The sequence below is a fragment of the Knoellia sp. Soil729 genome, assembly GCF_001427985.1.
Taxonomy (GTDB): domain Bacteria; phylum Actinomycetota; class Actinomycetes; order Actinomycetales; family Dermatophilaceae; genus Knoellia.
Window position 1 is genome coordinate 1 of record NZ_LMSA01000006.1, and the last position, 23,084, is coordinate 23,084.

20 protein-coding genes are annotated in these 23,084 nt (G+C 71.0%); 5 read left to right on the plus strand and 15 right to left on the minus strand.

The window, feature by feature from the left end; all coding sequences use genetic code 11:
• The 5 genes from ASG74_RS15510 to ASG74_RS15530 all read right to left on the minus strand — a co-directional run.
• A partial coding sequence (locus tag ASG74_RS15510; protein ID WP_056145720.1) for a DUF222 domain-containing protein occupies window positions 1-1,209 on the minus strand: 1,209 nt, incomplete at its 3' end.
• Window positions 1,210-1,813: 604 nt separating this feature from the next.
• Window positions 1,814-2,830: an aldo/keto reductase gene (locus ASG74_RS15515; protein ID WP_056145723.1), complete on the minus strand. Its 1,017-nt coding sequence runs from the start codon at window positions 2,828-2,830 to the stop codon at window positions 1,814-1,816.
• Between the two features lie 33 nt (window positions 2,831-2,863).
• Window positions 2,864-3,268, minus strand: coding sequence for a MerR family transcriptional regulator (locus ASG74_RS17500; protein WP_056145996.1), 405 nt, complete (start codon window positions 3,266-3,268; stop codon window positions 2,864-2,866).
• A gap of 57 nt (window positions 3,269-3,325) precedes the next feature.
• Entirely contained in the window at window positions 3,326-3,847 is a 522-nt protein-coding gene (locus tag ASG74_RS15525) for a GNAT family N-acetyltransferase (protein ID WP_327035388.1), read from the minus strand.
• Window positions 3,848-3,869: 22 nt separating this feature from the next.
• Window positions 3,870-5,144, minus strand: coding sequence for a saccharopine dehydrogenase family protein (locus ASG74_RS15530; RefSeq protein ID WP_056145726.1), 1,275 nt, complete (start codon window positions 5,142-5,144; stop codon window positions 3,870-3,872).
• Window positions 5,145-5,211: 67 nt separating this feature from the next.
• Between ASG74_RS15530 and ASG74_RS15535 the strand changes: the two genes are divergently transcribed.
• From ASG74_RS15535 to ASG74_RS15545, 3 genes are all read left to right on the plus strand, one after another.
• Window positions 5,212-6,444 carry a glucose-1-phosphate adenylyltransferase family protein gene (locus ASG74_RS15535; RefSeq protein WP_200942646.1) on the plus strand — a complete coding sequence of 411 codons (1,233 nt, stop codon included), beginning with the start codon at window positions 5,212-5,214 and terminating at the stop codon, window positions 6,442-6,444.
• Window positions 6,445-6,545: 101 nt separating this feature from the next.
• Window positions 6,546-6,974 carry a hypothetical protein gene (locus tag ASG74_RS15540; RefSeq protein WP_235499037.1) on the plus strand — a complete coding sequence of 143 codons (429 nt, stop codon included), beginning with the start codon at window positions 6,546-6,548 and terminating at the stop codon, window positions 6,972-6,974.
• Entirely contained in the window at window positions 6,971-8,230 is a 1,260-nt protein-coding gene (locus ASG74_RS15545) for a cupin domain-containing protein (protein ID WP_235499038.1), read from the plus strand. The genes ASG74_RS15540 and ASG74_RS15545 overlap by 4 nt, the downstream gene beginning before the upstream one ends.
• On the opposite strand, the gene ASG74_RS15550 is transcribed toward ASG74_RS15545, so the two are convergent.
• The 8 genes from ASG74_RS15550 to ASG74_RS15585 all read right to left on the minus strand — a co-directional run bounded on the left by ASG74_RS15550 (window position 8,217) and on the right by ASG74_RS15585 (window position 18,267).
• Window positions 8,217-9,854 (minus strand): ABC-F family ATP-binding cassette domain-containing protein, encoded by a 1,638-nt coding sequence (locus ASG74_RS15550; protein ID WP_056146009.1) that lies wholly within the window; start codon window positions 9,852-9,854, stop codon window positions 8,217-8,219. The two genes, ASG74_RS15545 and ASG74_RS15550, sit on opposite strands and share 14 nt — an antisense overlap.
• Window positions 9,855-9,910: 56 nt before the next feature.
• The gene (gene xylB, locus ASG74_RS15555; protein ID WP_056145732.1) at window positions 9,911-11,329 is read right to left on the minus strand and encodes a xylulokinase; all 1,419 of its coding nucleotides are present in this window, start codon (window positions 11,327-11,329) and stop codon (window positions 9,911-9,913) included.
• 71 nt (window positions 11,330-11,400) lie between these two features.
• Window positions 11,401-12,447 (minus strand): zinc-dependent alcohol dehydrogenase family protein, encoded by a 1,047-nt coding sequence (locus ASG74_RS15560; RefSeq protein ID WP_056145734.1) that lies wholly within the window; start codon window positions 12,445-12,447, stop codon window positions 11,401-11,403.
• Complete coding sequence (locus tag ASG74_RS15565) at window positions 12,444-13,514, minus strand: NAD(P)-dependent alcohol dehydrogenase (RefSeq protein WP_235499040.1); 1,071 nt, start codon at window positions 13,512-13,514, stop codon at window positions 12,444-12,446. The genes ASG74_RS15560 and ASG74_RS15565 overlap by 4 nt, the downstream gene beginning before the upstream one ends.
• A complete protein-coding gene (locus tag ASG74_RS15570; protein ID WP_156465440.1) occupies window positions 13,511-14,998 on the minus strand; it encodes a mannitol dehydrogenase family protein in 1,488 nt (495 codons plus the stop codon). The genes ASG74_RS15565 and ASG74_RS15570 overlap by 4 nt, the downstream gene beginning before the upstream one ends.
• A 10-nt stretch (window positions 14,999-15,008) precedes the next feature.
• On the minus strand, window positions 15,009-15,908 hold the full coding sequence (locus tag ASG74_RS15575) for a carbohydrate ABC transporter permease (protein ID WP_235499042.1): 900 nt from the start codon (window positions 15,906-15,908) through the stop codon (window positions 15,009-15,011).
• The gene (locus ASG74_RS15580) at window positions 15,908-16,870 is read right to left on the minus strand and encodes a carbohydrate ABC transporter permease (RefSeq protein ID WP_082569835.1); all 963 of its coding nucleotides are present in this window, start codon (window positions 16,868-16,870) and stop codon (window positions 15,908-15,910) included. The genes ASG74_RS15575 and ASG74_RS15580 overlap by 1 nt, the downstream gene beginning before the upstream one ends.
• Entirely contained in the window at window positions 16,870-18,267 is a 1,398-nt protein-coding gene (locus ASG74_RS15585; RefSeq protein ID WP_056145739.1) for an ABC transporter substrate-binding protein, read from the minus strand. Before ASG74_RS15585 ends, ASG74_RS15580 begins: the two co-directional genes overlap by 1 nt.
• A gap of 261 nt (window positions 18,268-18,528) precedes the next feature.
• Between ASG74_RS15585 and ASG74_RS15590 the strand changes: the two genes are divergently transcribed.
• Both ASG74_RS15590 and ASG74_RS15595 read left to right on the plus strand, forming a co-directional pair.
• Window positions 18,529-19,467, plus strand: coding sequence for a sugar-binding transcriptional regulator (locus ASG74_RS15590; RefSeq protein ID WP_162252817.1), 939 nt, complete (start codon window positions 18,529-18,531; stop codon window positions 19,465-19,467).
• Between the two features lie 25 nt (window positions 19,468-19,492).
• On the plus strand, window positions 19,493-20,389 hold the full coding sequence (locus ASG74_RS15595; protein WP_156465441.1) for a sucrase ferredoxin: 897 nt from the start codon (window positions 19,493-19,495) through the stop codon (window positions 20,387-20,389).
• 125 nt (window positions 20,390-20,514) lie between these two features.
• Here the strand turns inward: ASG74_RS15595 and ASG74_RS15600 are convergent, their stop codons facing one another.
• Window positions 20,515-20,910: a hypothetical protein gene (locus ASG74_RS15600; protein ID WP_156465442.1), complete on the minus strand. Its 396-nt coding sequence runs from the start codon at window positions 20,908-20,910 to the stop codon at window positions 20,515-20,517.
• Window positions 20,841-23,084, minus strand: coding sequence for a DUF998 domain-containing protein (locus ASG74_RS15605; RefSeq protein WP_056145751.1), 2,244 nt, complete (start codon window positions 23,082-23,084; stop codon window positions 20,841-20,843). The genes ASG74_RS15600 and ASG74_RS15605 overlap by 70 nt, the downstream gene beginning before the upstream one ends.

Sequence of the window (23,084 nt, forward strand, 5' to 3'; positions counted from 1 at the left end):
CCGGGTGAACAGGCGCGCGGCGCGTCCGACGTCGAGGACCTCGCCGGCGGTGCCCAGGACGACGGGGATGATGTCGGCGTCGCAGGCGAGGCGGCGGATCTCGGCGGGGCCCAGCAGGGTGCCCGCAGCGGTGGACCCGAGAACCGTGCCCGCACCCGTGCTGCCGGTGAGGGTCTGACCGAACGCGTCGGTGTCGGTGGTGCAGCTGTCGGGCGTGCGGTCCGGCAGGGCGAGCAGTCGCAGGAGGTCGGCCAGGGCGATGGTGACGTGCAGTGTGGCGGACGCGGCGGCGGGGCCCTGGCTCTCGGCGTCGCGGGCGGCGTGGCCGGTGATGATCGCGGCCAGGGCCTCGGCGCGGCGTTGGCTGTTGGGGCGTTCGTCGAAGACTCCGGTGAGGGGGTCGGGGATCGGCTTGGACAACGGCCCCAGGGCCGCTTCGAGGGCGGCGCACTGTTCGGGGGTCAGGCCCATCCGGTACTCGGTGATGTCACCGTCGCTGACCTGCGGCTGGGTCAGGTAGGCCGCGGTCCGCAGCCGCCGCTGCTGGTCCTGAAGCTCGCCGTCGAGCCCGTGCTCGGCGAGCAGGCGGGTGCGGATCCGCTTGGCATCCCTGGCGCCCCACTGCACCCCGTGGTCGAGGATGGCGTCGGTCACGGTCGGGACGGCGTCCTGCTGGAGTCGGTCCTTCATGCGGGCGATCTCGGACAGGGCGGTCAGGGCCAGCGCAAGGGCAACCTCGCCGCTGACGACGCGGTCCCACACCCTGCCCTCGGGGCGGGTGGAGTCCGCGAACGCGCCGGCCTGTGGGCCCTTGGTGGACCACTGGCCCTCCGGTGTCGCGTGCGCGACCTCAACGGCGAACGAGGCCAGCTGGCCCGCACCTGCCTGCCGGAGCGAGGGGGCGTGCTCACGCACCCACGCATGCGCTGACCCCTCACCGCGGCGGGCGGAGGTGAACTCGCCACGGTGCGCCGCCTCGACAGCGATCACGACCTGCGCAGCACCGGCCTGCGCCTTGACGTCGTCGACCAAGGTCAGGAACTCCGCGAGCTCTGCCCCACTCAGTCGGTGGAGAATCTCGCGCACACCAGTCACGGCGGATCGCGCGACGCCGAGTGCGTCACGAACGCTCCCCGTGTCACTGACCTCCGCCATGCTGCCGTCCATCCCCATGGCCCCATTGTCGTCGAACTTGCGTTCGAGTGTCAAGGCTTTACGTGAGAATCTTTGAACGAATTTCGCTGTGGCACAACGAAATTCGGAAGAAGGCTTGGGACCACATAGGCCGTCTCAACCACCCTAGCCAGAGCCACCGACAGCTGGACCGAATGCAGGAGCAGTGCCGCTTGGTCGTCGCGCTCAGAGCGCTGTGAGCGAGACGGCGCCTCATCCGCCGTGAAGAGGAAACGCTCGAGCTCGACGTCCAGACCGAACCGCGCATAGGACGCAGGATCCCGATGCTTCCCAGGTCCTTTCGGTGACACCGGGCCGCCGCTACGTTGGGTCGATGACGCTGGACGAGATCGACGCGTTCGCCACGTCGCTCCAGGGCTGCAAGCGCAAGGGGCATCCCGGTCGCGTGGCCTGGTACGTCGACGATCGGCTCGTCGTGCGCCAGGACCAGCCCGGCACTGTCCTCGTCCGCGTCGGGTTCGACGACCGCGAAAGTATGCTCGCGGCATACCCGCAGACGTTTGGGGTGCCGCCGCGCTGGGAGGCGCACCTGAAGGTGCAGGCCGACCTCGACGGCGACGCGGAGGCGATCCGCGAGGCCATCCGTCTGGCCTGGGCCATGCAGCGGCGACCCCGCCACCTAGGCGTCGATCGTCGACATGTCGCCGTAGCGCGCACCGACCACCGACTCGCGCGGGACGGCTGCGACGAGGGCCGCCAAGTCCTCGGCGGTGAGCTCGACGGACGCCGCACCGACGTTCTCCTCGAGGTACTTCACACGCTTGGTGCCGGGGATCGGCGCGATGTCGTCGCCCTGCGCCAGCACCCACGCAAGCGCGAGCTGCCCGGGAGTGGCCCCCTTGGCCTCGGCGATCTCGCGAACCTTCGCGACGAGGGCAAGGTTGGCCTCCAAGGCATCACCGCGAAAACGCGGGAAGTATGCCGTGAGACGCGAGTCGTTCGACTCGAGGTCCGACTCGGCCGTGATCGCACCCGTGAGGATGCCGCGGCCGAGGGGCGAGTAGGGAACGAGGCCGATGCCGAGCTCACGGATCGTCGGCAGGATCTCGTCCTCGATGTCGCGGGTGAACAACGAGTACTCGGTCTGCAGGGCGGTGATCGGGTGAACGGCGTGGGCCCGACGGATCGTCTCGGGAGAGGCCTCCGAGAGGCCGAGGTGGCGGACCTTGCCGGCCGCCACGAGCTCGGCCATGGCGCCGACGGTCTCCTCGATGGGCACGTTCTTGTCGACCCGGTGCTGGTAGTAGAGGTCGATGTGGTCGACGCCGAGCCGCTGGAGCGACGCGTCGGCTGCCTTGTGCACGTAGTCGGGACGTCCGTTGACGCCGAGCCTGCTGCCGTCCTCACCGCGCTCGTTGCCGAACTTCGTGGCCAGCACGGCCTCGTCACGGCGGCCGGCGATCGCCTTGCCGACGAGGCGCTCGTTGGTGAACGGCCCGTACATGTCGGCCGTGTCGAGGAAGGTCACTCCGAGCTCGAGCGCGCGGTGGATCGTGGCGATCCCGGTGGCCTCGTCTCCGGTGCCGTAGAACTCGGACATGCCCATGCAGCCCAAGCCGAGGGCCGAGACGTCGAGGGCCGCGGGACCGCTGCCGAGGGTGCGGTTGGGGAGGGACGCTGCGTGGTGGGTGGTCATGCCCCGAGTCAACGACTTCGAGTGCGCTCGAAGTCAAGACCCGCGGGTCGCACCGTCCGAGAGGCGGGCTTCGTAGATCCCGATCTTGTTGTCGATGGCCCCCAGGTGCTCGGTGACCTCGGCCAGCTGCGCGAGGACTCGGGCCCGGTGGGCCTGCAGGAGCTCCAGGCGTGCGGTCTCGTTGCCGTCGCCGGCCTGGCACAGCTGCGCATAGGCCTTGACCTCACGGATCGGCATTCCCGTGGCGCGCAACCGGGTGAGCATGGTGACCCACCGCAGGTCGGCCTCGTCATAGAGCCGATGGCCCGAGCTCGACCGCGGAACCTCTCGCAGCATCAGTCCGTCGCGCTCGTAGTAGCGCAGCGTGTGGGTGGTGAGTCCGGAGCGTTCGGCCGCCTGCGCGATCGACAGACCGGTGGGCGGGGCGGTGATGGTCACCGACCCATCGTGCGCCTTGGAGTGCACTCGAAGTCAAGAGACCGCGCGACCGTGCGCTCAGAGGCGCCGGTGCATGACGTGCAGGCCGACACGGCCGTGGGTGCGGCTCTCGAACGCCTCCGGGACGGTGCCGATGATGGTGAAGCCGAGGTCCTGCCACAGCTGCACGGCCACGGTGTTGGTCTCGACCACCGCATTGAACTGCACTGCGGCATAGCCGTTCTCGCGAGCCCAGTCCAGGACCCACTCGCCGAGTGCCCGTCCGACGCCGCGACCACGGGCCGAGCTCGACACCATGAACGACCCCGTGGCCACGTGCGACCCGCGACCCGGCCGGTTGGGTCCGGTCTTCGCGGAGCCGAGGACCTCGCCGCGCTCCTCGTCCACGGCCACCACCGTGACACCGGGCGCGGACTCCAGCCACCAGCCGCGCGCCTCGTCGACGGACTGTCCCGAGGGGAACGCGTAGGACTCACCCGACTCGACGACCTCGACGTAGGTCGGGAAGAAGGCGAGCCAGTCGTCCTGCGTCATCTCGCGGATGATCATGCGGTCCTCACGACCCGTGCCCACGCCCACGACGCACGCTCACGACGCACGCTCACCTGCGGATGGTGCAGAACTCGAAGTCGAAGCCTTCGAGCCGGCCCACGAGCGCGTCGCCGAGCGCCACCGCAGGGGTGAGCACCCCGCCGCGTGGGTCCAGCTCGTCCTGCACGAGCGAGAGTCCCGCCTGCCCGAGCATGATCGCGGTGCCCGAGTAGCCCGGGTCGTAGGGAGCGGCCACCTTCGTGCGGTAGCGGGCGCCGGTCGTCGCGGTCGTCTCGACCTCCATGACGAAGCGTCCCTTGGCCTGCGTGTCCTCGGACGGTCCCTCGCCCGGCTTCGGAAGCACGCGGTCGAGCACGCTGCGCGTCGGAGCCGTCGACATCCCCGCAAAGAGCCCCCCGAGCACCGCCGACGTGAGGCCGGCCTTGACGGCACCCATGGAGCCACGGCCCGTGTCCATCACCTCGTCGTAGCGGAACTCGCGACCATAGGACCAGTGCGTGAGGGCGTTGCTGCGGCGGACGATCCGGGTGTTGAACGACGCCATGAAGAAGGGGGCGACCCACCGCTGCGTCACCTCGTCGAAACGGGTACCCGAGAGGGCCTGCGCCTTGCTCAGGGCGCCTGCGATCCCACTGGGCTTCGGCCCACTCGGCCGGTTGCGCGACGGCGGCTCGGCCTCGCGGTCGGGGGAGAGGCCGTAGGGGTCACTCACGGCCCGCCGCCGCGCCGGGTCGGCGCCGGACTCGATGGCCTGCTGGCGCATCGAGTCGATGGTGCCGCCGCTGACGCCACCCCGCAGGGTCCGGACGTGGAGGAGCGTCTCGCCGAGCGTGCCCTCGCCGTCGGCCGCCACCCGCTGGGCGGTCTTCCACACGCCGAGGTCGGAGGGGATGGAGTCGAAGCCGCAGGAGTGCACGATCTTGGCGCCCGTGCGCTCGGCCTCGGCGTGGTTGGCCTCGATGCTGTCCCGGACGAAGAGGACCTCGCCCGTGAGGTCCGCGTAGTGGGTGCCAGCGGCAGCGCAGGCCGACGCGAGCGGCATACCCAGCTTGGCGTAGGGACCCACGGTGGTGACCACGACGCGGGTGCGCGCCGCGAGGTCCGCCACCGCGGCCGAGTCCGTCGTGTCCACGACGAGGAGGGGCCAGTCCGCAGCGGCGTCGGGCAGGGATGACCGCACGTCGGCCAGCCTGGACTCCGAACGACCGGCCAGGGCGATGCGCACCGACGTCGGCGCGTGCTCCGCGAGGTGGGCGGCGGTCAGGCGACCGACGAAGCCGGTCGCGCCGACGAGGACGAGGTCGAACTCACGGGTGGGGCTCATTCCCCGAATGTAGGCGATGCCCGACGCTGTGCCGGGGTTCGGTGCGGCTGTGGGGCACAGTGGGGCCATGGTGCGACGACCGAAGGTGCTGGCCATCGTCCAGGCGGGCGGCAAGGGCTCCCGCATGGACGTCCTCACCCATGAGCGGGCCAAGCCGGCCCTGCCCTTCGCAGGTCAGTACCAGCTCGTCGACTTCGCCCTGTCGTCGCTCGCGCACAGCGGTGTCACCGACGTGTGGCTCTCGGTGCAGTACCTCGCGAACAGCCTGCACAAACACGTGGCGAACGGGCGCCCGTGGGACCTCGACCGCACCCGCGGCGGGCTGCAGTGGCTGCCGCCCCAGGAGGGAAGCGGTGCCGCCTCGCAGGACGGCTTCAGCGCCGGCAACGGCGACGACCTCTACCGGAACCTCGACGCCATCCGCGACTTCCGCCCCGACGTGGTGCTCGTGCTCAGCGCCGACTCCGTGTGCGCCGTCGACCTTCGTGATGTCGTCGACCAGCACCTCGACCGCGCCTCGTCGTGCACCATCGTCACGGCGGAGGTGACCCGCTCGCAGGCCAGTGACAAGGGCGTCGTGCAGCTTGGCCGCGACCAGTCGATCACCGCCTTCGACTACAAGCCCGAGGACCCGGCCACCACGACCGTCGCGGCCGAGATCTTCGCCTACGACCCGGCCCGGCTCATCTCGACGCTCGAAGACGTGCGCATCGAGCGCGTCGACGCCGCCGACGGCGAGGACTCCGGGATCGGGGACTTCGGCGAGCACCTGATCCCTCGCCTCGTCGAGGCTGGAGCGGTGCATGCCTTCGAGCTGCCGGGCTACTGGCGCGACCTGGGGACACCCAGCGAGTACGTCGCAGCCCACCGCGACCTGCTCGCCGGGCGCGTCGACGTCTTCGACGACCCGGAGCGACCCATCCTCACGCGGTGGCCCGAGCTGCCGTCGGCCGTCATCCGCCGCGGCGCCGCCGTCGATGGCTCCGTGGTCAGCGCCGGTGCCGACGTCGCCGGGACGGTCGTCCGCAGCGTCCTCGGGCCAGGGGTGCGCGTGGCCAAGGGTGCTGTGGTCGAGGACTCGGTCATCTTCGCCGCGACGAGCATCGAGGCGGGTGCCGAGGTGCGCGCAAGCGTCGTGGACTCGCGCTGCACCATCGGCCGTGGAGCCCGGGTGGGCGCCACCCCACCGGGCACGCGCATCGGTGACGACCGCCTCGTCCTCGTCGGCCGCGACAGCACTGTCCGCCGCGGCTCCGTCATCCCTCCCGGGTCGCGGCTCGAGCCCGGCACAAGCGTCTGACGTGCACATCTCACCCCTGCGGGGGTGGCCAGTCCCGGGGTGAGCGAGTAGACATGGAGGACCGGCACCGCCCGGTGCTGGACGACACATGGGAGCACGCGATGACGCAGAACCCAACCGGTGGACACGACCCGGAAGCAGATCTCAACATGGGCCAGGGGCCCGACGCGATTCCCGGCGGCGGCGGTGATGGGGCCGAGGGTCCTGCCGACAGCGGTGCCGGGGAGTCGGGCATGCCGGGCGAGCACGACGGTGGTGCCGACGGCGGTGCGAGCGGCGGCGCAGGCGGTGGAGCGGGAGGCTCCGAGGGCCCGGGCGGGCCCGAGGGTCCTGCTGACAGCGGTGCCGGGGAGTCCGGCATGACGGGCGAGCAGGACGGTGGCGCCGACGGCGGCGCAGACGGATCTGAAGGTGCCGGCGGGTCCGGGGGCGGCGGCTCCGAGGGTCCGGCCGACAGTGGCGGCGACGAGCCCGCTGTGCCCGGTGAGAACGACGGTGGCGCTGACGGCGGGGCCGACAGCTCCCGGTGACCGAGCTGCACGAGGAGCCGCGCCCCGAGACTTCAGTCCCGGGCGCGGCTCCTCGTGCGCTGTCGCGTCTGGTGGGTATGCCGGCCGCGGACTTCGCGTCCGACGTCTGGTCCCGTGCGCCCCTGCTCACCCGGTCCAGCGACCTGCCCCGGGACTTCACCGACCTCTTCAGCGAGGCAGCGGTCGACGAGCTCGTCGCCCACCGCGGTCTGCGCACGCCCTTTGCCCGCATGGCCAAGGACGGGCGCACACTCCCCGACCGCAGCTTCACGCTCGGTGGCGGCGTCGGGGCAGGCATCTCCGACCAGCTGAGCGATGATCGCGTCCTCCACGAGTTCGCCTCTGGCGCAACGCTGGTGCTCCAGGCGCTGCACCGCACGTGGGCGCCGATCCAGGAGTTCTCGGCCGAGGTTGCCGCCGCCCTCGGGCACCCGGTGCAGGTCAACGCCTACGTCACCCCGCCCCAGAGCCAGGGCTTCGCCGACCACTACGACGTGCACGACGTCTTCGTGCTTCAGATCGCGGGCGAGAAGCGGTGGCGCGTCCGCCCACCAGTTCTCGACGCGCCGCTGCGTGACCAGCCGTGGGAGCAGCACCGGGCAGCGGTGGAGCAGGCCGCCACCGCGGAGCCCCTCCTCGAGGCGACCCTGAGCCCGGGGGACTGCCTCTACCTCCCGCGTGGCTACCTCCACGCGGCGACCGCACTCGGCGGCACCAGCATCCACCTGACCTTCGGTGTCCACACCTGGACGCGTCGCCACTTGGTCGACGCCCTCCTGGCTCGGGTCGGTGACCGTCTCAAGGACGACGTCGAGGCCCGGCGGTCCCTGCCGCTGCGGCCGAGCACCAGCCCAGCGGCGCAGGTGTCGTTCGACGACGACGCCGAGGTGGTGCGCTCGCTCGTGGCCAAGGCGCTGCAGGACATCGGTGTCGACGAGCTCGTCGATGCCCTGCGACCCGGGGTGCGGGCGTCCGCACGTGCCGAGCCCCTGGCCGTCCTCGCCCAGGCACGTCGAGCCGACGACGACGTGACCGTGTGGCGTGTGCGCCGCGGCCTCGCCGCCCACTGGGAGGACAACGGGGGTCGCGCGACCCTTGTGACGCGGGTGGGTCGTCTGCCGGTCCAGGGCGACGAACGCGACGCGGTCACGGACCTGCTGGCCGGCATACGCGATCCTGCTGGGCTCGACTCCGAGCTGAGGCGGCGGCTGGCCCTGGCCGGGATGATCGTCCCCGCGGACGTCAACGGCGGCTGACCTGACCGCTTTCGACGTGCCAGCGCTGGTCGAGCTCGACGTTCTCGAGGAGCCGGCGGTCGTGCGAGACGAGCAGCAGGGTGCCGTCGTAGGACGCGAGCGCCTCCTCGAGCTGCTCGATCGCGGGCAGGTCGAGGTGGTTGGTGGGCTCGTCGAGCACGAGGACGTTGACGCCGCGGGCCTGGAGCAGGGCCATGGCCGCGCGCGTGCGCTCGCCGGGCGAGAGCCGTGACACCGGGCTCGTCACCTGGTCGGCGCGCAGCCCGAACTTGGCAAGCAGGGTCCGGCGCTCGGCGGGCACGAGGTCGGGAACCGCCTCACCGAACGCGTCCCCGAGGGGCAGGTCCTCACGCAGGCCGCTGCGCGCCTGGTCGATCTCGCCGATGGCGACGCTCGCACCGAGGGCGGCGCTCCCGCTGTCGGCCTCGACCTGCCCGAGGAGCAGCCGCAGCAACGTCGTCTTGCCGGCGCCGTTGGGCCCGGTGATGCCGATGCGGTCGCCGGCGTCGACCTGGAGCGAGACCGGGCCGAGCGTGAAGTCGCCTCGGTGCAGGGTCGCCTCGTTGAGCGTGGCGACGACCGAGCTCGACCGTGGCGCCTGCCCGATCGAGAACTGGAGCACCCACTCCTTGCGCGGCTCCTCGACCTCCTCGAGGCGGGCGATCCGCGACTCCATCTGGCGCACCTTGCGGGCCTGCTTCTCGGCGGAGTCGATGCTTGCCGCGCGCCGGATCTTGTCGTTGTCCGGGCTCTTCTTCAGGGCGTTGCGCACGCCCTTGCTGCTCCACTCGCGCTGCGTGCGCGCTCGCGACTGCAGGTCGGCCTTGGTCCCGGCGAACTCGTCGTAGGCCTCGCGCGCGTGGCGCCGGGCGATCTCGCGCTCCTCGAGGAAGGACTCGTAGCCGCCGTCGTGCACCGCGACGGAGTTCTGGGCGAGGTCGAGCTCGACGATCCGGGTGACGACGCGCGAGAGGAACTCGCGGTCGTGCGAGACGAGGACGACGCCGCCGCGCAGGCCGGTGACGAACGCCTCGAGTCGCTCGAGCCCGGCCAGGTCGAGGTCGTTGGTCGGCTCGTCGAGCAGGACGAGGTCGAAGCGACTGAGCAGCAGCGCCGCCAGCGCCGCGCGGGCCGCCTGCCCGCCGGACAGCGAGGTCATCAGGGCGTCGCCGCCGACGTCGAGCCCGAGCTCGCCGAGCATGGCGGGGATGCGGTCCTCGAGGTCCGGGGCACCGCTCGCGAGCCAATGGTCCAGGGCGATCCCGTATGCCGTGTCCGCACCCGGCGTGTCGTGCGCCAGTGCCTCGGCGGCAGCCTCCATGGCCTCGGTCGCGGCTGTGGCGCCGGTGCGGCGGGCGAGGTAGCCGGCGAGGGTCTCGCCCTCGAGGCGCTCGTGCTCCTGCGGCAGCCAGCCGACGAAGGCGTCGCTGGGAGCGGTGGCGACCGAGCCCGCCAAGGGGGTGGACTTCCCGGCGAGCAGACGCAACAACGTGGTCTTGCCGGCACCGTTCGCCCCGACGACCCCGACGACGTCACCCGGTGCGACCGTGAGGTCGAGGTGCTCGAAGAGGGTGCGGTGGGCGCGACCCCCGGACAGGTCCTTCGCCACGAGGGTTGCGCTCACCCGCACAGACTAGGTGTCCTCAGCGGACGCGGCTCGCGCGGCTCGATGTGGGCCCCTCAGCCGTGGAGGCGGCTCCGCAGGTCGGCGTAGCGGCCGCGCAGCTCAGCGGTCGCGTCCGTGGCAGCCGCGTCCGGTTCGACGACCGTCTCGGTGCGCACCTCCCACTGGGGCAGGTCGGACCCGGCCAGGGTCCCCGCCGCCTGTCGCGCAACACCGAGGGCGACGTACTCACCCAAGGCAGGCACGGCGACGGGCACCCCGAAGAGGTCGGCGGCCATCGAGCGGACCGCCGTCGATGCCGCCGCGCCACCGATGAGGAGCACCCGCTCGACCTGGACCCCCTGCCCCCGAAGTGCGTCGAGGGCCTCGGCGAGGTTGGCCACCATGCCCTCGACGACGGCCCGGGCAAGGTTCTCGGGGGTGCCGTTGGCCCGCGTCAGGCCTGACAGGGTGCCGGTGGCGGTCGGCAGGTTGGGGGTGCGCTCCCCGTCGAGGTAGGGCAGGAGCGTCAGTCCGCCCGCGCCACGGGGCGCCGATGCTGCGAGCCGGTCGAGCTCGGCGAGGTCGAGGCCGAGCATCGTGGCGCCGGCCGTCATGACCCGCGCAGCGTTGAGGGTCGCGAGCAGCGGGAGGAAGTCACCGGTGGCGTCGGCGAACGAGGCCACCGCGCCCGACGCATCGGCGACGGCGGACTCGTGGCGGGCGAACGCGGTGCCGCTCGTACCCAAGGAGATGACGGCGTCGCCGGGGCGCAGTCCGAGCCCGAGGGCGGCGCCGGCGTTGTCCCCCGTACCGGGTCCGATCACCATGCCCGACTCGGTGCGGCCGGACGGTTCAGTGGGCCCGAGGACTCGCGGCACCTCGATCGGCCGGCCGATGGCGAGGTCGAGGAGCTCGGGGAGGTAGGCGTTCGAACCGGCCGACCAGTACCCCGTGCCCGACGCATCACCGCGGTCGGTCGCCCAGCCCTCGAACCCCTTGCCCTGCTTGAGGATCCGCCCGGTCAACCAGTCGTGGGGCAGGACGCAGGCCCGGGTGCGGTCGAGCGACTCGGGCTCCGCGCGGCGCAGCCAGCGCAGCTTGGTGATGGTGAACGACGCGACTGGCACGACGCCGACCTCGGTGGCCCATCGCTGTGCTCCGCCGAACTCCTCGGTGAGGTCGGCGGCGTCCCGGGCTGAACGGGTGTCGTTCCAGAGCAGCGCCGGGCGCACGACCTCGTCGCTGTCGTCGAGAGTGACCATGCCGTGCTGCTGGCCACCGACGGCGAGCGCAGAGACGCCGTCGAGGAGCCCGCCCGCCGTGGCCGCCTCATAAGCCGTCCACCACTCGTGCGGGTGGACCTCGGTGCCGTCCGGATGTGGCGCCCGTCCCTGCCGCACGACTTCACCGGTCGCGGCGTCGCACACGACGACCTTGCAGGACTGGGTGGACGAGTCGACGCCCGCGACGAGCTGCTGGTGCTTCGTGGCCATGCCGTCATCCTTGCCCAACCGAGGTGGCGATGCACGGGTGCGCACCGGTCGGCCCGTCATGGCCCGACCCCTCAGTCCCAGGTGATGACGACCTTGCCGGAGGAACCCGCCGCCGCGACGGCATACGCCTCGCCTGCGTCGGCGAGCGGGAAGCGGTGGGTGACGGTCCGCTCGGGATGCTCGCCCCAGCGGGTGAGCAGGTCGAGCAGCTCGGCCATGTGACCGAGCGACGTCACCCACGACCCGTGCAGCGCCAGCTGCTTGTGGATGAGCAGGTCCGAGACCGCGAAGTCGATCCGGCCGCCCTCACCCACCATGACGCAGCGCCCGCGCGCGGCCGTGGAGGTCAGGGCCGCCAGGCGGGCCTGCTCATTGCCGCTGCAGTCCAGGCTCACCTCGCACCCGCGGCCGCCGGTCGCGTCACCGACGGCGACGGCCAGCTCGTCCGGGTCGGTCACCACGACGTCCACGAGGCCGAGGTTGCGGGCCAGCTCGGCGCGCTCGGCATTGGGCTCGAGCCCGATGACGGTGGAGGCGCCGAGGTGCTTGCCGAGCATCGCGGCGGCAAGGCCGACCGGCCCGAGCCCGGTGACGAGGAGCCGGTCGCGACCACTCACCTCGGCGCGCAGCAGACCCTCGTATGCCGTCCCGAACCCGCACGTGACCAGCGCACCGTCCACGTGGGTCAGGCCGTCGGGCAGGCGCAGGCAGGACACGGCCTCGGCCAGCATGAAGTCGGCATGGCCCCCGTCACGTTGCCAGCCATGCGCGGCGCGGGTGGGTGAGGTGCAGCCGATGGGGTAGCCGATCTGGCACTCGGCGCAGGAACCGCAGCCGGTGATGTGGTAGACCGCGACGCGCTCGCCGACCTCGAGCGTCGTCACGCCCGGCCCCAGCTCGACGACGTCACCGCAGGGCTCGTGCCCGGCGACCACGCCCTGGTAGGCCTCCGCCCCGTGGCCCAGGTGCTCGCGATAGATGGCGCGGATGTCGCTGCCGCACACCGACGATGCCCGCATCCGCAGCAGGACCTGGCCCGGCCCGGGAGCGGGCACGTCGACGGTGACGTGCTCGACCGTGCTGTCCCCCGGCAACCGCACGGCCTGCATCGTCGTCATCGGTCGTCGGCCCGCTCGACACCCTGCGGATGGATGATCGACTTGATCGCGTGGGGGTCGGTGCGGGCGGCCGTGAGGGCGCCCTGCGTCCCGTCGAGGTCGAAGTGGCCGGTCGCCAGAGGAGCCAGCGACACCCGGCCCGACGCGACGAGGTCGATCGCCGTGGGCCACGTGTTGGCGTAGCGGAAGACACCGGTCACCTCCAGCTCCCGGTTCTGCACGTCGCCTAGCGGCAGCGCCAGGGTGTCGCCGCCCATGCCGATGAGGACGACCCGCCCGGCAGGGGCCGCCACGTGGATCGCTGCCCGGGTCGAACCCTCGTGACCCGAGCACTCGAGGACGACGTCGGGACCGGGGCGGCCGGCATACGCATCGCTCAGGGAGGTCGACGAGACGTCGACGACCTCGCTCGCACCCAAGGAGGAGGCGACGGACAGCCGGTGGGCGTTGACGTCGGCCACGACGACCTCGGATGCCCCGAAGGCGCTGGCGACCTGCGCCGCGAGCTGGCCCACCGGTCCCGCGCCCGTCACGAGCACCCGTACCCCGGGCGCGACACCGGCCCGGCGACAAGCCCAGATGCCCACCGACAGCGGCTCGAGCATCGCGCCCTCGTCCAGCGACACGGAGTCGGGCAGGGCGAAGGCGAAGGACGACGGGTGGGTGACGTACTCGGCGAGCGTGCCGTCCACCGGTGGCGTCGCATGGAAGACCATGTCGGGGCAGAGGTTGTAGTGGCCGGTGAGGCACTGCTCGCACGAACGGCACGGCACGCCCGGCTCGATCGCCACCCGCTCGCCCACCCGCGCGGGGTCGACCCCGTCCCCGACCGCGACGATCACCCCGGCACTCTCGTGCCCCAGCACCAACGGCCCGGTGACGACATGGTCGCCGATGCGCCCGTGGTCGAAGTAGTGCGTGTCCGATCCACACACCCCGACCGAGCGCACCTCGATGAGCACCTCGGCCGCCGCAGGGCTGGGCAGCGGCCGTGTCTCCACGACGATCGACCCCGGCTCGGTGAGGACGGCCACCCGCATCGTGCCGGGCAGCGTCTTGGCCGTCACCTGTTGGACTCCAGATCCTCGAGGGTGATGCGAGAACCGTTGTCGTGCAACGACTTCAGGAAGGCGATGTATGCCGTGGTGAAAGGCTCGCTGTCGACGAGGTTGCCGAAGAAGTCCCGGTCGCGCAGGAACGCGAGCTCGTCCTCCTCGTAGCGGCCGGCGGCAGCCATGACCTTGTCCTTGAACCGGTCGACGACCTCGATGGGCTCGCCCTTCTCGTCCACCCCCTCCGCGTAGCGCGCCCACGAGGCGACGACCAGGGCCGACCGCTCGAAGGACCCGCCCGACTCGAGGTTGGCCTGGATCACCGGAACGAGCCACTTGGGGATGCGGTCCGAGCTCTCGGCGCACAGCCGGGCCAGGGTGTCGCGCACCTCGGGGTTGGCGAAGCGCTCGATGAGCTGTCGCGCATAGACGCCCAGGTCGACGCCCGGCACCTCCGGCAGCGTCGGCATCCCCTCCTCCTTCATGTAGCCGAGGAGGAACTCCGCGAAGAGGGGGTCCTGGGCCACCTCGTGCGCGTAGCGGTAGCCCGACAGGAAGCCGAGGTAGCACAGGGCCTGGTGGCTCGCGTTGAGCAGCCGGAGCTTCATCAGCTCGTAGGGCACGACGTCGTCGACGATCTGCACCCCGACGTCCTCGAAGGGCGGCCGCCCCGTGGGGAAGTGGTCCTCGAGGACCCACTGGGTGAACGGCTCGCAGACCACCGGCCACGCGTCCTCGAGCCCGAAGTTCTCCTTCAGCGCTGCGATGTCCTCAGGCGAGGTGACCGGGGTGATCCGGTCCACCATGCAGTTGGGGAAGGCGACGTGCTCCTGCACCCAGTCGCCGAGCTCGGGGTCCTTGAGGCGGGCGAACGCGACGATCATCTTCTTCGCGACGTCGCCGTTGCCCGGCAGGTTGTCGCACGACATCACCGTGAACGGTTCGACGCCGGCTTCCCGGCGCCGCCGCGCGGCCTCGACGACGAAGCCGAACATGCTCCGCGGCATACCCACGTCTGCGAAGTCCGCGGACAGGTCCGCCTGCAGGACAGGGTCGTTCGCGTCGAACTCACCCGTCACCTGGTTGACGTGGTAGCCGCCCTCGGTCACCGTCAGCGACACGATCCGCGTCGCGGGGTCGACGAGCCGGTCCAGGACCGCGCCGGGGTCGTCCGGCGCGAACAGGTAGTCGACCATCGACCCGATGACGCGCGGCTCCAGCGTCCCGTCCGGGTGCTTGACCACGAGCGTGTAGAGGTTGTCCTGGGCGGCCAGCGCGTCGCGCATCCGCGCGTCGCCCGGCAGGAGTCCTACGCCGACGATGCCCCAGTCGAGCGCCTCGCCCTTGCCCATGAGTGCGTCGAGGTACATCGCCTGGTGGGCCCGGTGGAACCCACCGACACCGAAGTGCACGATCCCGGGGGTGACGGCAGAGCGGTCGTATGCCGGCCGCTCCACCTCTGCGGGCAGCTCACCCAAGGTGGCTTGGCTGAGCCTCACGACGCGCTCCTCACTTGACTGCACCCATGGACAGGCCCTGGACGAGCTTGTCCTGCGCGGCGAACCCGGCGGCGAGCACCGGGAGCGAGACCACGAACGACGCCGCGCACACCTTCGCGAGGAACAGGCCCTGGCTGGTCACGAACCCAGTCAAGAACACCGGGGCCGTTCCCGCAACGGTGCCGGTGAGGACGCGCGCGAGGAGCAGCTCGTTCCAGCTGAAGATGAAGCAGATCAGCGCCGCGGCCGCGATGCCCGGCATGACGACCGGCGCGATGACCTTGCGCAGCGTCACCATGAGCGAGGCGCCGTCGACCTGCGCGGCCTCGAGCATCTCCAGCGGGACCTCGGCGAGGAAGGAGCGCAGCATCCACACGGCGATCGGCAGGTTCATCGACGTGTACAGGATGATGAGCAGCCAGATGTTGTCGAGCAGGCGAACCTTCTGCGCGAAGAGGTAGATCGGCAGGATGCCGGCCACGATGGGCAGCATTTTGGTCGAGAGGAAGAAGAAGAGGACGTCGGTCCACCGCTTCACCGGCCGGATCGACAGCGCGTAGGCCGCGGGGAACGCGAGCAGCAGCACGAGGATCGTCGACAGCACGCTCGCAGTGAGCGAGTTGAGCAGCGGCGGCCAGGGGCCGGCGTCGAAGAACGACCGGTAGCCGTCGAGGCTCAGTGGTGCGAACAGGCTCGGCGGGTTGGTCGCGGCGTCCTCCTCCTTGTGGAAGGAGGTGAGGATCATCCAGGCCACGGGCAGGGCGAAGAGCAGCCCGCACACCCAGGCGGCCACCGTGAGCAGGATGTGCGACTTGGGTGACTGGTGGTGGTTGATCGCCTGGGGCTCGCGTGTCGTGCTCGCCACCTCGGCGCCGTCCCGGAACTCTCGTTCGTGCGTTGCTGTGGACATCAGTTCTCATCCTTGAAGAGGCTGAACGCGGTCCGCAACGCTGCGGTCGCGATGATGATGGTGCCGACCACGACGACCACGCCTGCGGCAGAGGCGCGTCCGTAGTCCTGCGCGGTGTAGAAGGTCTGGTAGATGAAGTACGGCAGGTTCGCCGTCCCGAGGCCACCGGAGGTGATCGTGAAGACGTGGTCGAAGTTCTGCACCACGTAGATCGCGCCGAGCAGACCGCTGAGCTCGATGTACTGCCTCATGTGCGGCAAGGTCATCGTGCGGAAGATCTGCCACGCGCTCGCACCGTCGATGCGGGCTGCCTCGACGACGTCGAGCGGGCGCGACTGCAGCCCCGCCAGCAGGATGAGCATCATGAACGGCGTCCACTGCCACACGAGCGCAGCGACGATGGCGAGCAACGGGTTGTTCGAGATCCACTCGGGCTGCGGTGCGTTGTCGCCGAAGACCGCCTTGAGCAGGCCGTTGAGCAGGCCGTACTCGGGGTTGTAGAGGGCGTGCTTCCACAGCAGGGCCGCGGCCACCGGGACGATGAGGAACGGCGTGATCATCAGGGTGCGCACGATGCCGCGCCCCAGGAACTTGCGGTCGAGGAGCAGTGCGATCGCCATGCCCAGCACGAGGCTGATGACGACGACGAGCACCGTGAGCAGGATCGTCACGACGACGGCGTTGCGCGTGTTGCTGTCGGTGAAGACCCGCGCGAAGTTGTCGAAGCCGGCGAACCCGCGCTCATCGGGGTAGTAGGCGTTCCAGTTCATGAACGACACGACGATCGTCGCGACGAACGGCAGCTGGGTGAGGATGATGACGAAGATCAGGGCCGGCAGCAGGGGTGCCCGCCGGGACCAGTCACCTGCCTTGGCGAGCTTGCTCGCACGTGCCGCGTCCTCCTCCGCACTGAGGTTGCGCGGGTTCGGGGAGGTGTCGACGTGGGCGATGTCGGAAGCCATCACTTGCTCCTCGTCTGGTAGCGCTCGGCGACGTCCTCGGCGAGCTCCTGTCCTCGGTCGAGGGCCTCCTTGACCGTGGTCTGGCCGGCGATGGCCGAGCTCACGTCCTGGCTCACCTGCGTGCCGAGGTCGGGGAACTCCGGGATGTCGACGAACTGGATGCCGATCGCCGGTCGCGGCTGCACGCCCGGGTTCGTGGGGTCGGCAGCCTGGATCGCGGCCCTCGTCGGTTCCGCGAAGGCGGAGGCGACCTTGAGGTAGTCGGGGTTCTCGTAGGTCGAGGCCCGCTTGCCCGCGGGGACGCTGGTCCAGCCGACCTGCTCACCGACGAGCTGCTCGTACTTCTTGCCGGACGCCCAGGAGATGAACTTCCAGGCGTTGTCCTTCTTCGTGCTGGCCTGCTGGATGCTCCATGACCAGGCGTACAGCCAGCCCGCGGAGTCCGTCTTGACCACCGGCGCGGGGGCGTAGCCGAACTTGCCCTTGTTGGGGGAGTCGTCGGCCTCGAGCGAGCCGGCGGCCGACGTCGCGTCGTACCACATGGCGGAGTTGCCCTGGACGAGGTTGTTGAGGCACTCGGTGAACCCGGCTTGGGCAGCGCCGTTCTCGCCGTGCGCCCGGACGAGGTCGACGTAGAACGTCACCGCCGCGGTGAACTCGGGGGCGTTGACCCTGGGTGTCCAGTCCTTCTCGAACCACGTGCCGCCGAAGGTGTTCACGACCGTCGTGAGCGGGGCGAAGATCTGCCCCCAGCCGGGTTGCCCACGCAGGCAGATGCCCTTCATGCCGGGGCGAGCGCCGTCGACCTTGGCGGCGATGTCCGCCACCTCCTGCCACGTGGGCTTGTCGGGCATCGTCACCCCCTTCTCCTTGAGGACGTCCTTGCGGTACATGAGGAAGGAGGACTCGCCGTAGAACGGCTCGCCGTAGACCTTGCCCTCGCTCGAGAGCGACGTCGTCATCGGCTTGAGGATGTCGCCCTGGTCGAACTCCGGGTCCTTGGCGATGAAGTCGTCGAGCGGCGCGATCCACTTGGCCTTGGCATAGATCGGGATCTCGAAGTTGGAGAGGGAGGCCACGTCGTACTGCCCGGCCTGGCTCGAGAACTCCTGGCTGATCTTGTCGCGCACGTCGTTCTCGGGGAGCACCGTGAAGTTCACCCGGATGCCCGTGTCCTTGGTGAAGTGCTCGGCCGTGAGGTTCTGCAGGTCGACCATCTGCGGGTTGTTGACCATGAGGACGTCGATCGAGTTCGCGCCTCCGCCGCCGATGCCGCCGCCTCCCCAGCCGGCGCAACCGGTGAGCGCCGCGGCCAGTGCCCCGCTCGTCCCGATGGCGACCCACCTCCCGCGACGTCTCCGCAAGGCCTTGGGGGTATGCCGTGTGCTCCCGGGCATCGTTGCCCTCCTGTCGCCGCGCTGGTCGAGTTCTCCTCGAACGCTGGTGTTGCGCTCAGATGAGCGCCTAGGCTGCGCACATGAGCCTGTCGGAAGCCGGTCGCCCTGTCAACAGGTCGGCGCTGCCCAGCCCCGGTGCTGTTCGACTGATTGCCCGTTCGGCCAGTTCGTCGGGCCGGTTCCGGACACGCCAAGGTGGCCGAACGGGCAATCAGTCGGCTCGGGGCCGGGCGGCACCCCGGGCCGGGCAGGATGGGGCTCGTGCCTGACGTCCTGGGTCCCTCCGAAGCCGTCCTGGCGGCTGCCGTCGCGCGCCGCCACCTCATCGAGGGCGAGTCCAAGGTCGACCTCGCGAGCTCGCTCGGCATCAGCCGCTTCAAGGTCGCCCGGCTCCTCGACGCCGCCCACGAGAGCGGGATGGTCAGGATCGAGATCGTCTCGCCCCTCGGCATCGACACCGAGCGGTCCACGCGGCTGCGCGAAGCCCTGCAACTTCAGCACTGCGTCGTCGTGCCCGGCTCCGGAGCAGAGGCGGATCCCGGCGTCTCCGCCGCGGCCGCGGCCCTGCTCAGCGAGGTCGCCACCGACCGCGACGTGCTCGGGCTCCCGTGGAGCCGGTCGGTGAGCCGGATGGTCGACGTCCTGCAGAGCCTGCCCAAGATCCCGGTGGTCCAGCTCAGTGGTGCCATGGTCACTCCCGAGGAGGACAGCAGCTCCGTCGACGTCGTCCGCCGTGCCGGTCGCATCGCCGGGGGAGGACGCCACGTCTTCTACTCGCCGCTGCTGCTCGACGACGCGGCGAGCGCCGAGGTGATGCGGCGCCAGCCCCCGGTGCGCAAGGCCCTCGACCGGGTCGCGGACGTCACCCTGGCCGTCATCGGGCTGGGCGCGTGGGCGCCGCACGTCTCCACGATCCACGAGGTACTCAGCCCGGCCGAGCGCCGGGCCGTGACCAGGGCGGGAGCCGTGGGTGAAGCCGCGGGAGTCTTCTTCGACGCCGACGGTGTCGTCATCGATACTCCCCTCACCGCGCGGATCGTCGGTCTCACCGGAAGCCAGCTGCACGGCATACGCCATGTCATTGCCATCGCCCACGGCAGCGACAAGGTCGAGGCGATCGGTGCGGCAGTGCGCGGCGACCTCATCGACTCGCTCGTGACGACGGCCGAGACGGCCGACCTGCTCCTCGCGCGCGCCTGAGCGCGTCCCCCGTAGCATCGAGGCCGTGGCATCCGAATCCGTGCGCTGTTCCAACGCCTTCCGTCAGCGAGGCGAGCCCATGCTCGGCTCGGCGCCGGTCGCCCGGCGCTGGCTGCTTCTCGAGCACCCCGGCCCGTGGGCGCGCGAGCACCTCGACACACCACCGTTCGCCGGTCCCGTGGCGCGCGCCATCGAGGAGGCCTGCACGGAGTTCCAGGGCCGCTCACTGCTCATGCGCCGCACCGGTCGCCGCGACGTCGGGCAGGCACCTGCCTGGTATGCCGTGGACACCCTGCACGGGACCTCCGTCACGGGGACGTGGCGCACCTCGGACGACCTGCTCGCCGCGGCCGCCGCGCTCGGTGCGCCCCTCGCGCACAGCGAGACCTTCGCGGCGCCGATGCTGCTCGTCTGCACGCAGGGGACGCGCGACGCCTGCTGTGCCCTGCGTGGCCGGCCGGTCACGGCGGCGCTGGCCAAGGTCTGGCCCGACGAGGTGTGGGAGTGCACGCACCTCAGCGGCCACCGGTTCGCGGGAACCTTCATCTCCATGCCCGACGGCACCTGCTACGGCACGGTCGACCTGCCCAACGCGGTCGACGTCGTGCGCGCCCACCGGGCCGGCAGGGTCGACGCGTCACACCTGCGCGGGGTGGCCCGCTTCTCGCCGGCGGTCCAGGCGGCCACCGGCTCGGTACTCGCGGCCCACGGTGCGGCACCGATCACGGCCGTGCGCCCGGGCGCCGTGGACGTCATCTCCGAGACCGTGACGCAGGTCGAGGTCATCGGCGACGAGCCCCTGCCCTACGCGACCTGGGTCGAGGTGCGCGCCGAGGCGCTGCCCCCGGCGCCCCTGTCGTGCGGCAAGGGCCCCGGTGAGCACACGGCATACCGCACGACCATCATCCCCGGCCCCAGCTGACCCCCCCGCCGCCACACCTTGCCCACGCAGAGCGTGGGACCCGCCGCCTGAAGTGGGTTTCTCTCACCTCGCCTGACCACCGCGGTCACGCGAGGTGAGAGAAACCCACCGCTCGCTCTCGACGCTCAGGCCAGAGCGGCCCGAACCTTGTCGAGGACGGCCTGCTCCTGGGCGCTCACCCCGTCGGAGGCGTCGGCCACGGCCTGGGTGGCCTCGAGGACGACCCCCTTGAAGGCCTGCGCCGAGCCATCGGCCTTGGCGTCGAGGACGGCGACGGCCTGGGTCAGGGCCGACAGGACCTCGGCCTCCTGGGCCGCCGCGTCTCCTTTGGGAGGACTGGGGAAGCCGCCCCCGCGCAGGATCTCGGTGATCTCCTTGGGGGCCGAGGCGAGCGCCTTGGACCCGGCCAGGCTCTCCTTGAAGGAAGACAGGAAGCCGGGGTCGGCCTTGCTCACGAGGGCGATCGCCCCGAAAGCAGCGTTGCGGACGGTGTCGCGTTCTGCGTCGGTGTATTGAGCCATGCCCGTGAGTCTGCCCCGGTCGGCGCCGCCGCGGGCGATTGGGCGCGGACCTCGCGCAGCGTGAGGGAGTCCAGCGGCCCCTCGCCCTTGGTCGGTCGGGTGCACGTGCGATCCGGGTCGGTCGCCGTGTCGATGCGGCTCCCGTTGACGAGGCTGACGTCGTCGTATGCCGGCCGCCCCTCGATGACGTTGCGGTAGCTGTAGCGGGTCACCGAGGTGAGCCGGCACGACTCCCCGAACGCGAGGACGTCGAACGCGTAGGGCTGGCCGACGAGCTCCTCGCCGTTGTCCTCGCCGACGAAGTGCGTGAGCGGGCCACCACCGGTGAACGTGCCCGCCTGGATGCGGTTGCCCTCCAGGTCGGGCGTGTGCATGTGGCCGTTGACCGCGACGTCGGCTCGGGGCACGTCCTCCACCGCCCACGGCTCGTGCGAGACGAGGAGGTCCAGGCTCGGCTCCTGCGCGAAGGCCGCCTCGAACGCCTTCTTGGCCGGCTGCTGCTTGTCCTTGCTCCGCTTGCCGTCGTCGCCGAACCACCGGGGGTCGTTGAAGCCACCGATGCGCAGACCGCCTGCGTCGACGACGGTGTAGTCCTGGGCATCCGGTTGCAACAGGACGACGTTGGGCAGGGTGGCCATCCGGTCGAGGATGGCGTGGTCGGTTGCCGAGGTCGCGTCGTGGTTGCCGCGCGTGAAGAGGTAGGGCACGGGCAGGGACGCGATGCCGGCGAACATCCCCGAGGCCTCTCCCTCGGCGACCGTGCCGAAGTTCACGAGGTCGCCGGTGTCGACGACGAGGTCGATGCCCTCCTGCTCGATGATCGTTCGCATGAGCGAGTACTGGTTGCCCGCATGGAGGTCGGAGACGAGGAGTACGCGCAGCGCGACGGGCTCGTTGAGCTCCGACGGCGAGTACTTGTCCTGCAACGCCGACGACAGGGCAATGAGGTTGCGCAGGTAGGGCGTGACCTGGGCGGTCCGGGCCTCCACGTCGGACAGGAGCGACTGGTTGCGCTGCACCGTGCCGAGGACGCCGGTGGAGGTGAACTCGTGCTGCCGGTCCGGCTGGTAGGTCTGCCAGATGCCCACCCCGGTGGCGCCACAGGCGATCACCCACGCGGCGGCCGCACCGGCCAGCGCGCCAGGACGCGGTCGACGACGGCGTGCCAGCGAGCTGGCTCCGAGTGCCAGCACTGCGACGGCCAGGGCGCCGGCCCCGAAGCGCAGACCCACGTCGCGAGCGGTGTGCCGGATCGCGGCGTTGAGCTCGAGCGGCCCCGGCTGGAGGTTGGACACCGTCACGCCGGGCCGGCTGAGGACGTCGGCGATGGAGGCCTTGACCTGGGGTGTGACCTCGATGCCGGGTGCCAGCCCGGTGAAGCCGACCTGGATGTCGCCGAAGAGCGTTGTGGCGACGAGCCGGGTCGAGTGCTGGGGGTCCAGCGAGAGCTGCACCTGGGCCGAGTAGTGCAGCGTGTTCGCCGTCGCCGGAGCGATTCGCGTCGCAGCGACCCCACCCGCTGCGCACCCGACCGTGAGGGCAGCGACGGTGAGCAGTCCACGAACGGTGCGGCCGCCCACCCGGTGTCCCAAAGCCCACCACGCCGAGACGGCGGTGGCGAAGGGCCAGAACGCGAGCAACCCGGCGACGATGCGCTCGTGCGCGCCGAACGGCATACCGGCTCGGTTCCCCAGGGCGAGCGACGCAACGAGCAGGAGCAGGAAGACCGACACGGGGCGGGCGACGCGCGCTCGCAGGAGCGGGATCCGCGAAGCGCCTGCGGCGAACCACGGCCAGGCCGCGAGCAGCACGAAGCTCAGCGTTGCGACGGCGACGTGCGCGACGGAGCCCTCCGAACGGGACGGCAGCGGCACGAGAGCGACACCGACAGTGGCCAGCCCGGCTCCTCCGAGGACCCAGCGGCCCCGGCGGCGCAGGCCGGGAAGCAGGAGCGCGGACCCGACGTGGGCCAGTCCCGTGAGCAGCAGGGCCGACGTCATGATCCAGCGGTGGGGGGTCTCGACCGCGGCGAGGGCACTGATCGACTCACGCACCGAGTCGAAGCCGGCGGGCTGCTGCATCGCCGCCCATGTCCAACCGCCGACGATCGCGACGAAGGCGACGAACGCGCTCAGCAGTGCGCCGCGGGGACGTCCTGCAGCAAGCCGGTCCAT

What these genes read in the sequence shown, in the direction of transcription:
- ASG74_RS15515 (WP_056145723.1), bottom strand. Translation starts at nt 2,830, where the DNA reads ATGACCACCCACCACGCAGCGTCCCTCCCCAACCGCACCCTCGGCAGC.
- ASG74_RS15530 (WP_056145726.1), bottom strand. Translation starts at nt 5,144, where the DNA reads ATGAGCCCCACCCGTGAGTTCGACCTCGTCCTCGTCGGCGCGACCGGC.
- ASG74_RS15535 (WP_200942646.1), top strand. Translation starts at nt 5,212, where the DNA reads ATGGTGCGACGACCGAAGGTGCTGGCCATCGTCCAGGCGGGCGGCAAG.
- ASG74_RS15540 (WP_235499037.1), top strand. Translation starts at nt 6,546, where the DNA reads ATGACGCAGAACCCAACCGGTGGACACGACCCGGAAGCAGATCTCAAC.
- xylB (WP_056145732.1), bottom strand. Translation starts at nt 11,329, where the DNA reads ATGGCCACGAAGCACCAGCAGCTCGTCGCGGGCGTCGACTCGTCCACC.
- ASG74_RS15560 (WP_056145734.1), bottom strand. Translation starts at nt 12,447, where the DNA reads ATGACGACGATGCAGGCCGTGCGGTTGCCGGGGGACAGCACGGTCGAG.
- ASG74_RS15575 (WP_235499042.1), bottom strand. Translation starts at nt 15,908, where the DNA reads ATGTCCACAGCAACGCACGAACGAGAGTTCCGGGACGGCGCCGAGGTG.
- ASG74_RS15580 (WP_082569835.1), bottom strand. Translation starts at nt 16,870, where the DNA reads ATGGCTTCCGACATCGCCCACGTCGACACCTCCCCGAACCCGCGCAAC.
- ASG74_RS15585 (WP_056145739.1), bottom strand. Translation starts at nt 18,267, where the DNA reads ATGCCCGGGAGCACACGGCATACCCCCAAGGCCTTGCGGAGACGTCGC.
- ASG74_RS15600 (WP_156465442.1), bottom strand. Translation starts at nt 20,910, where the DNA reads ATGGCTCAATACACCGACGCAGAACGCGACACCGTCCGCAACGCTGCT.
- ASG74_RS15605 (WP_056145751.1), bottom strand. Translation starts at nt 23,084, where the DNA reads ATGGACCGGCTTGCTGCAGGACGTCCCCGCGGCGCACTGCTGAGCGCG.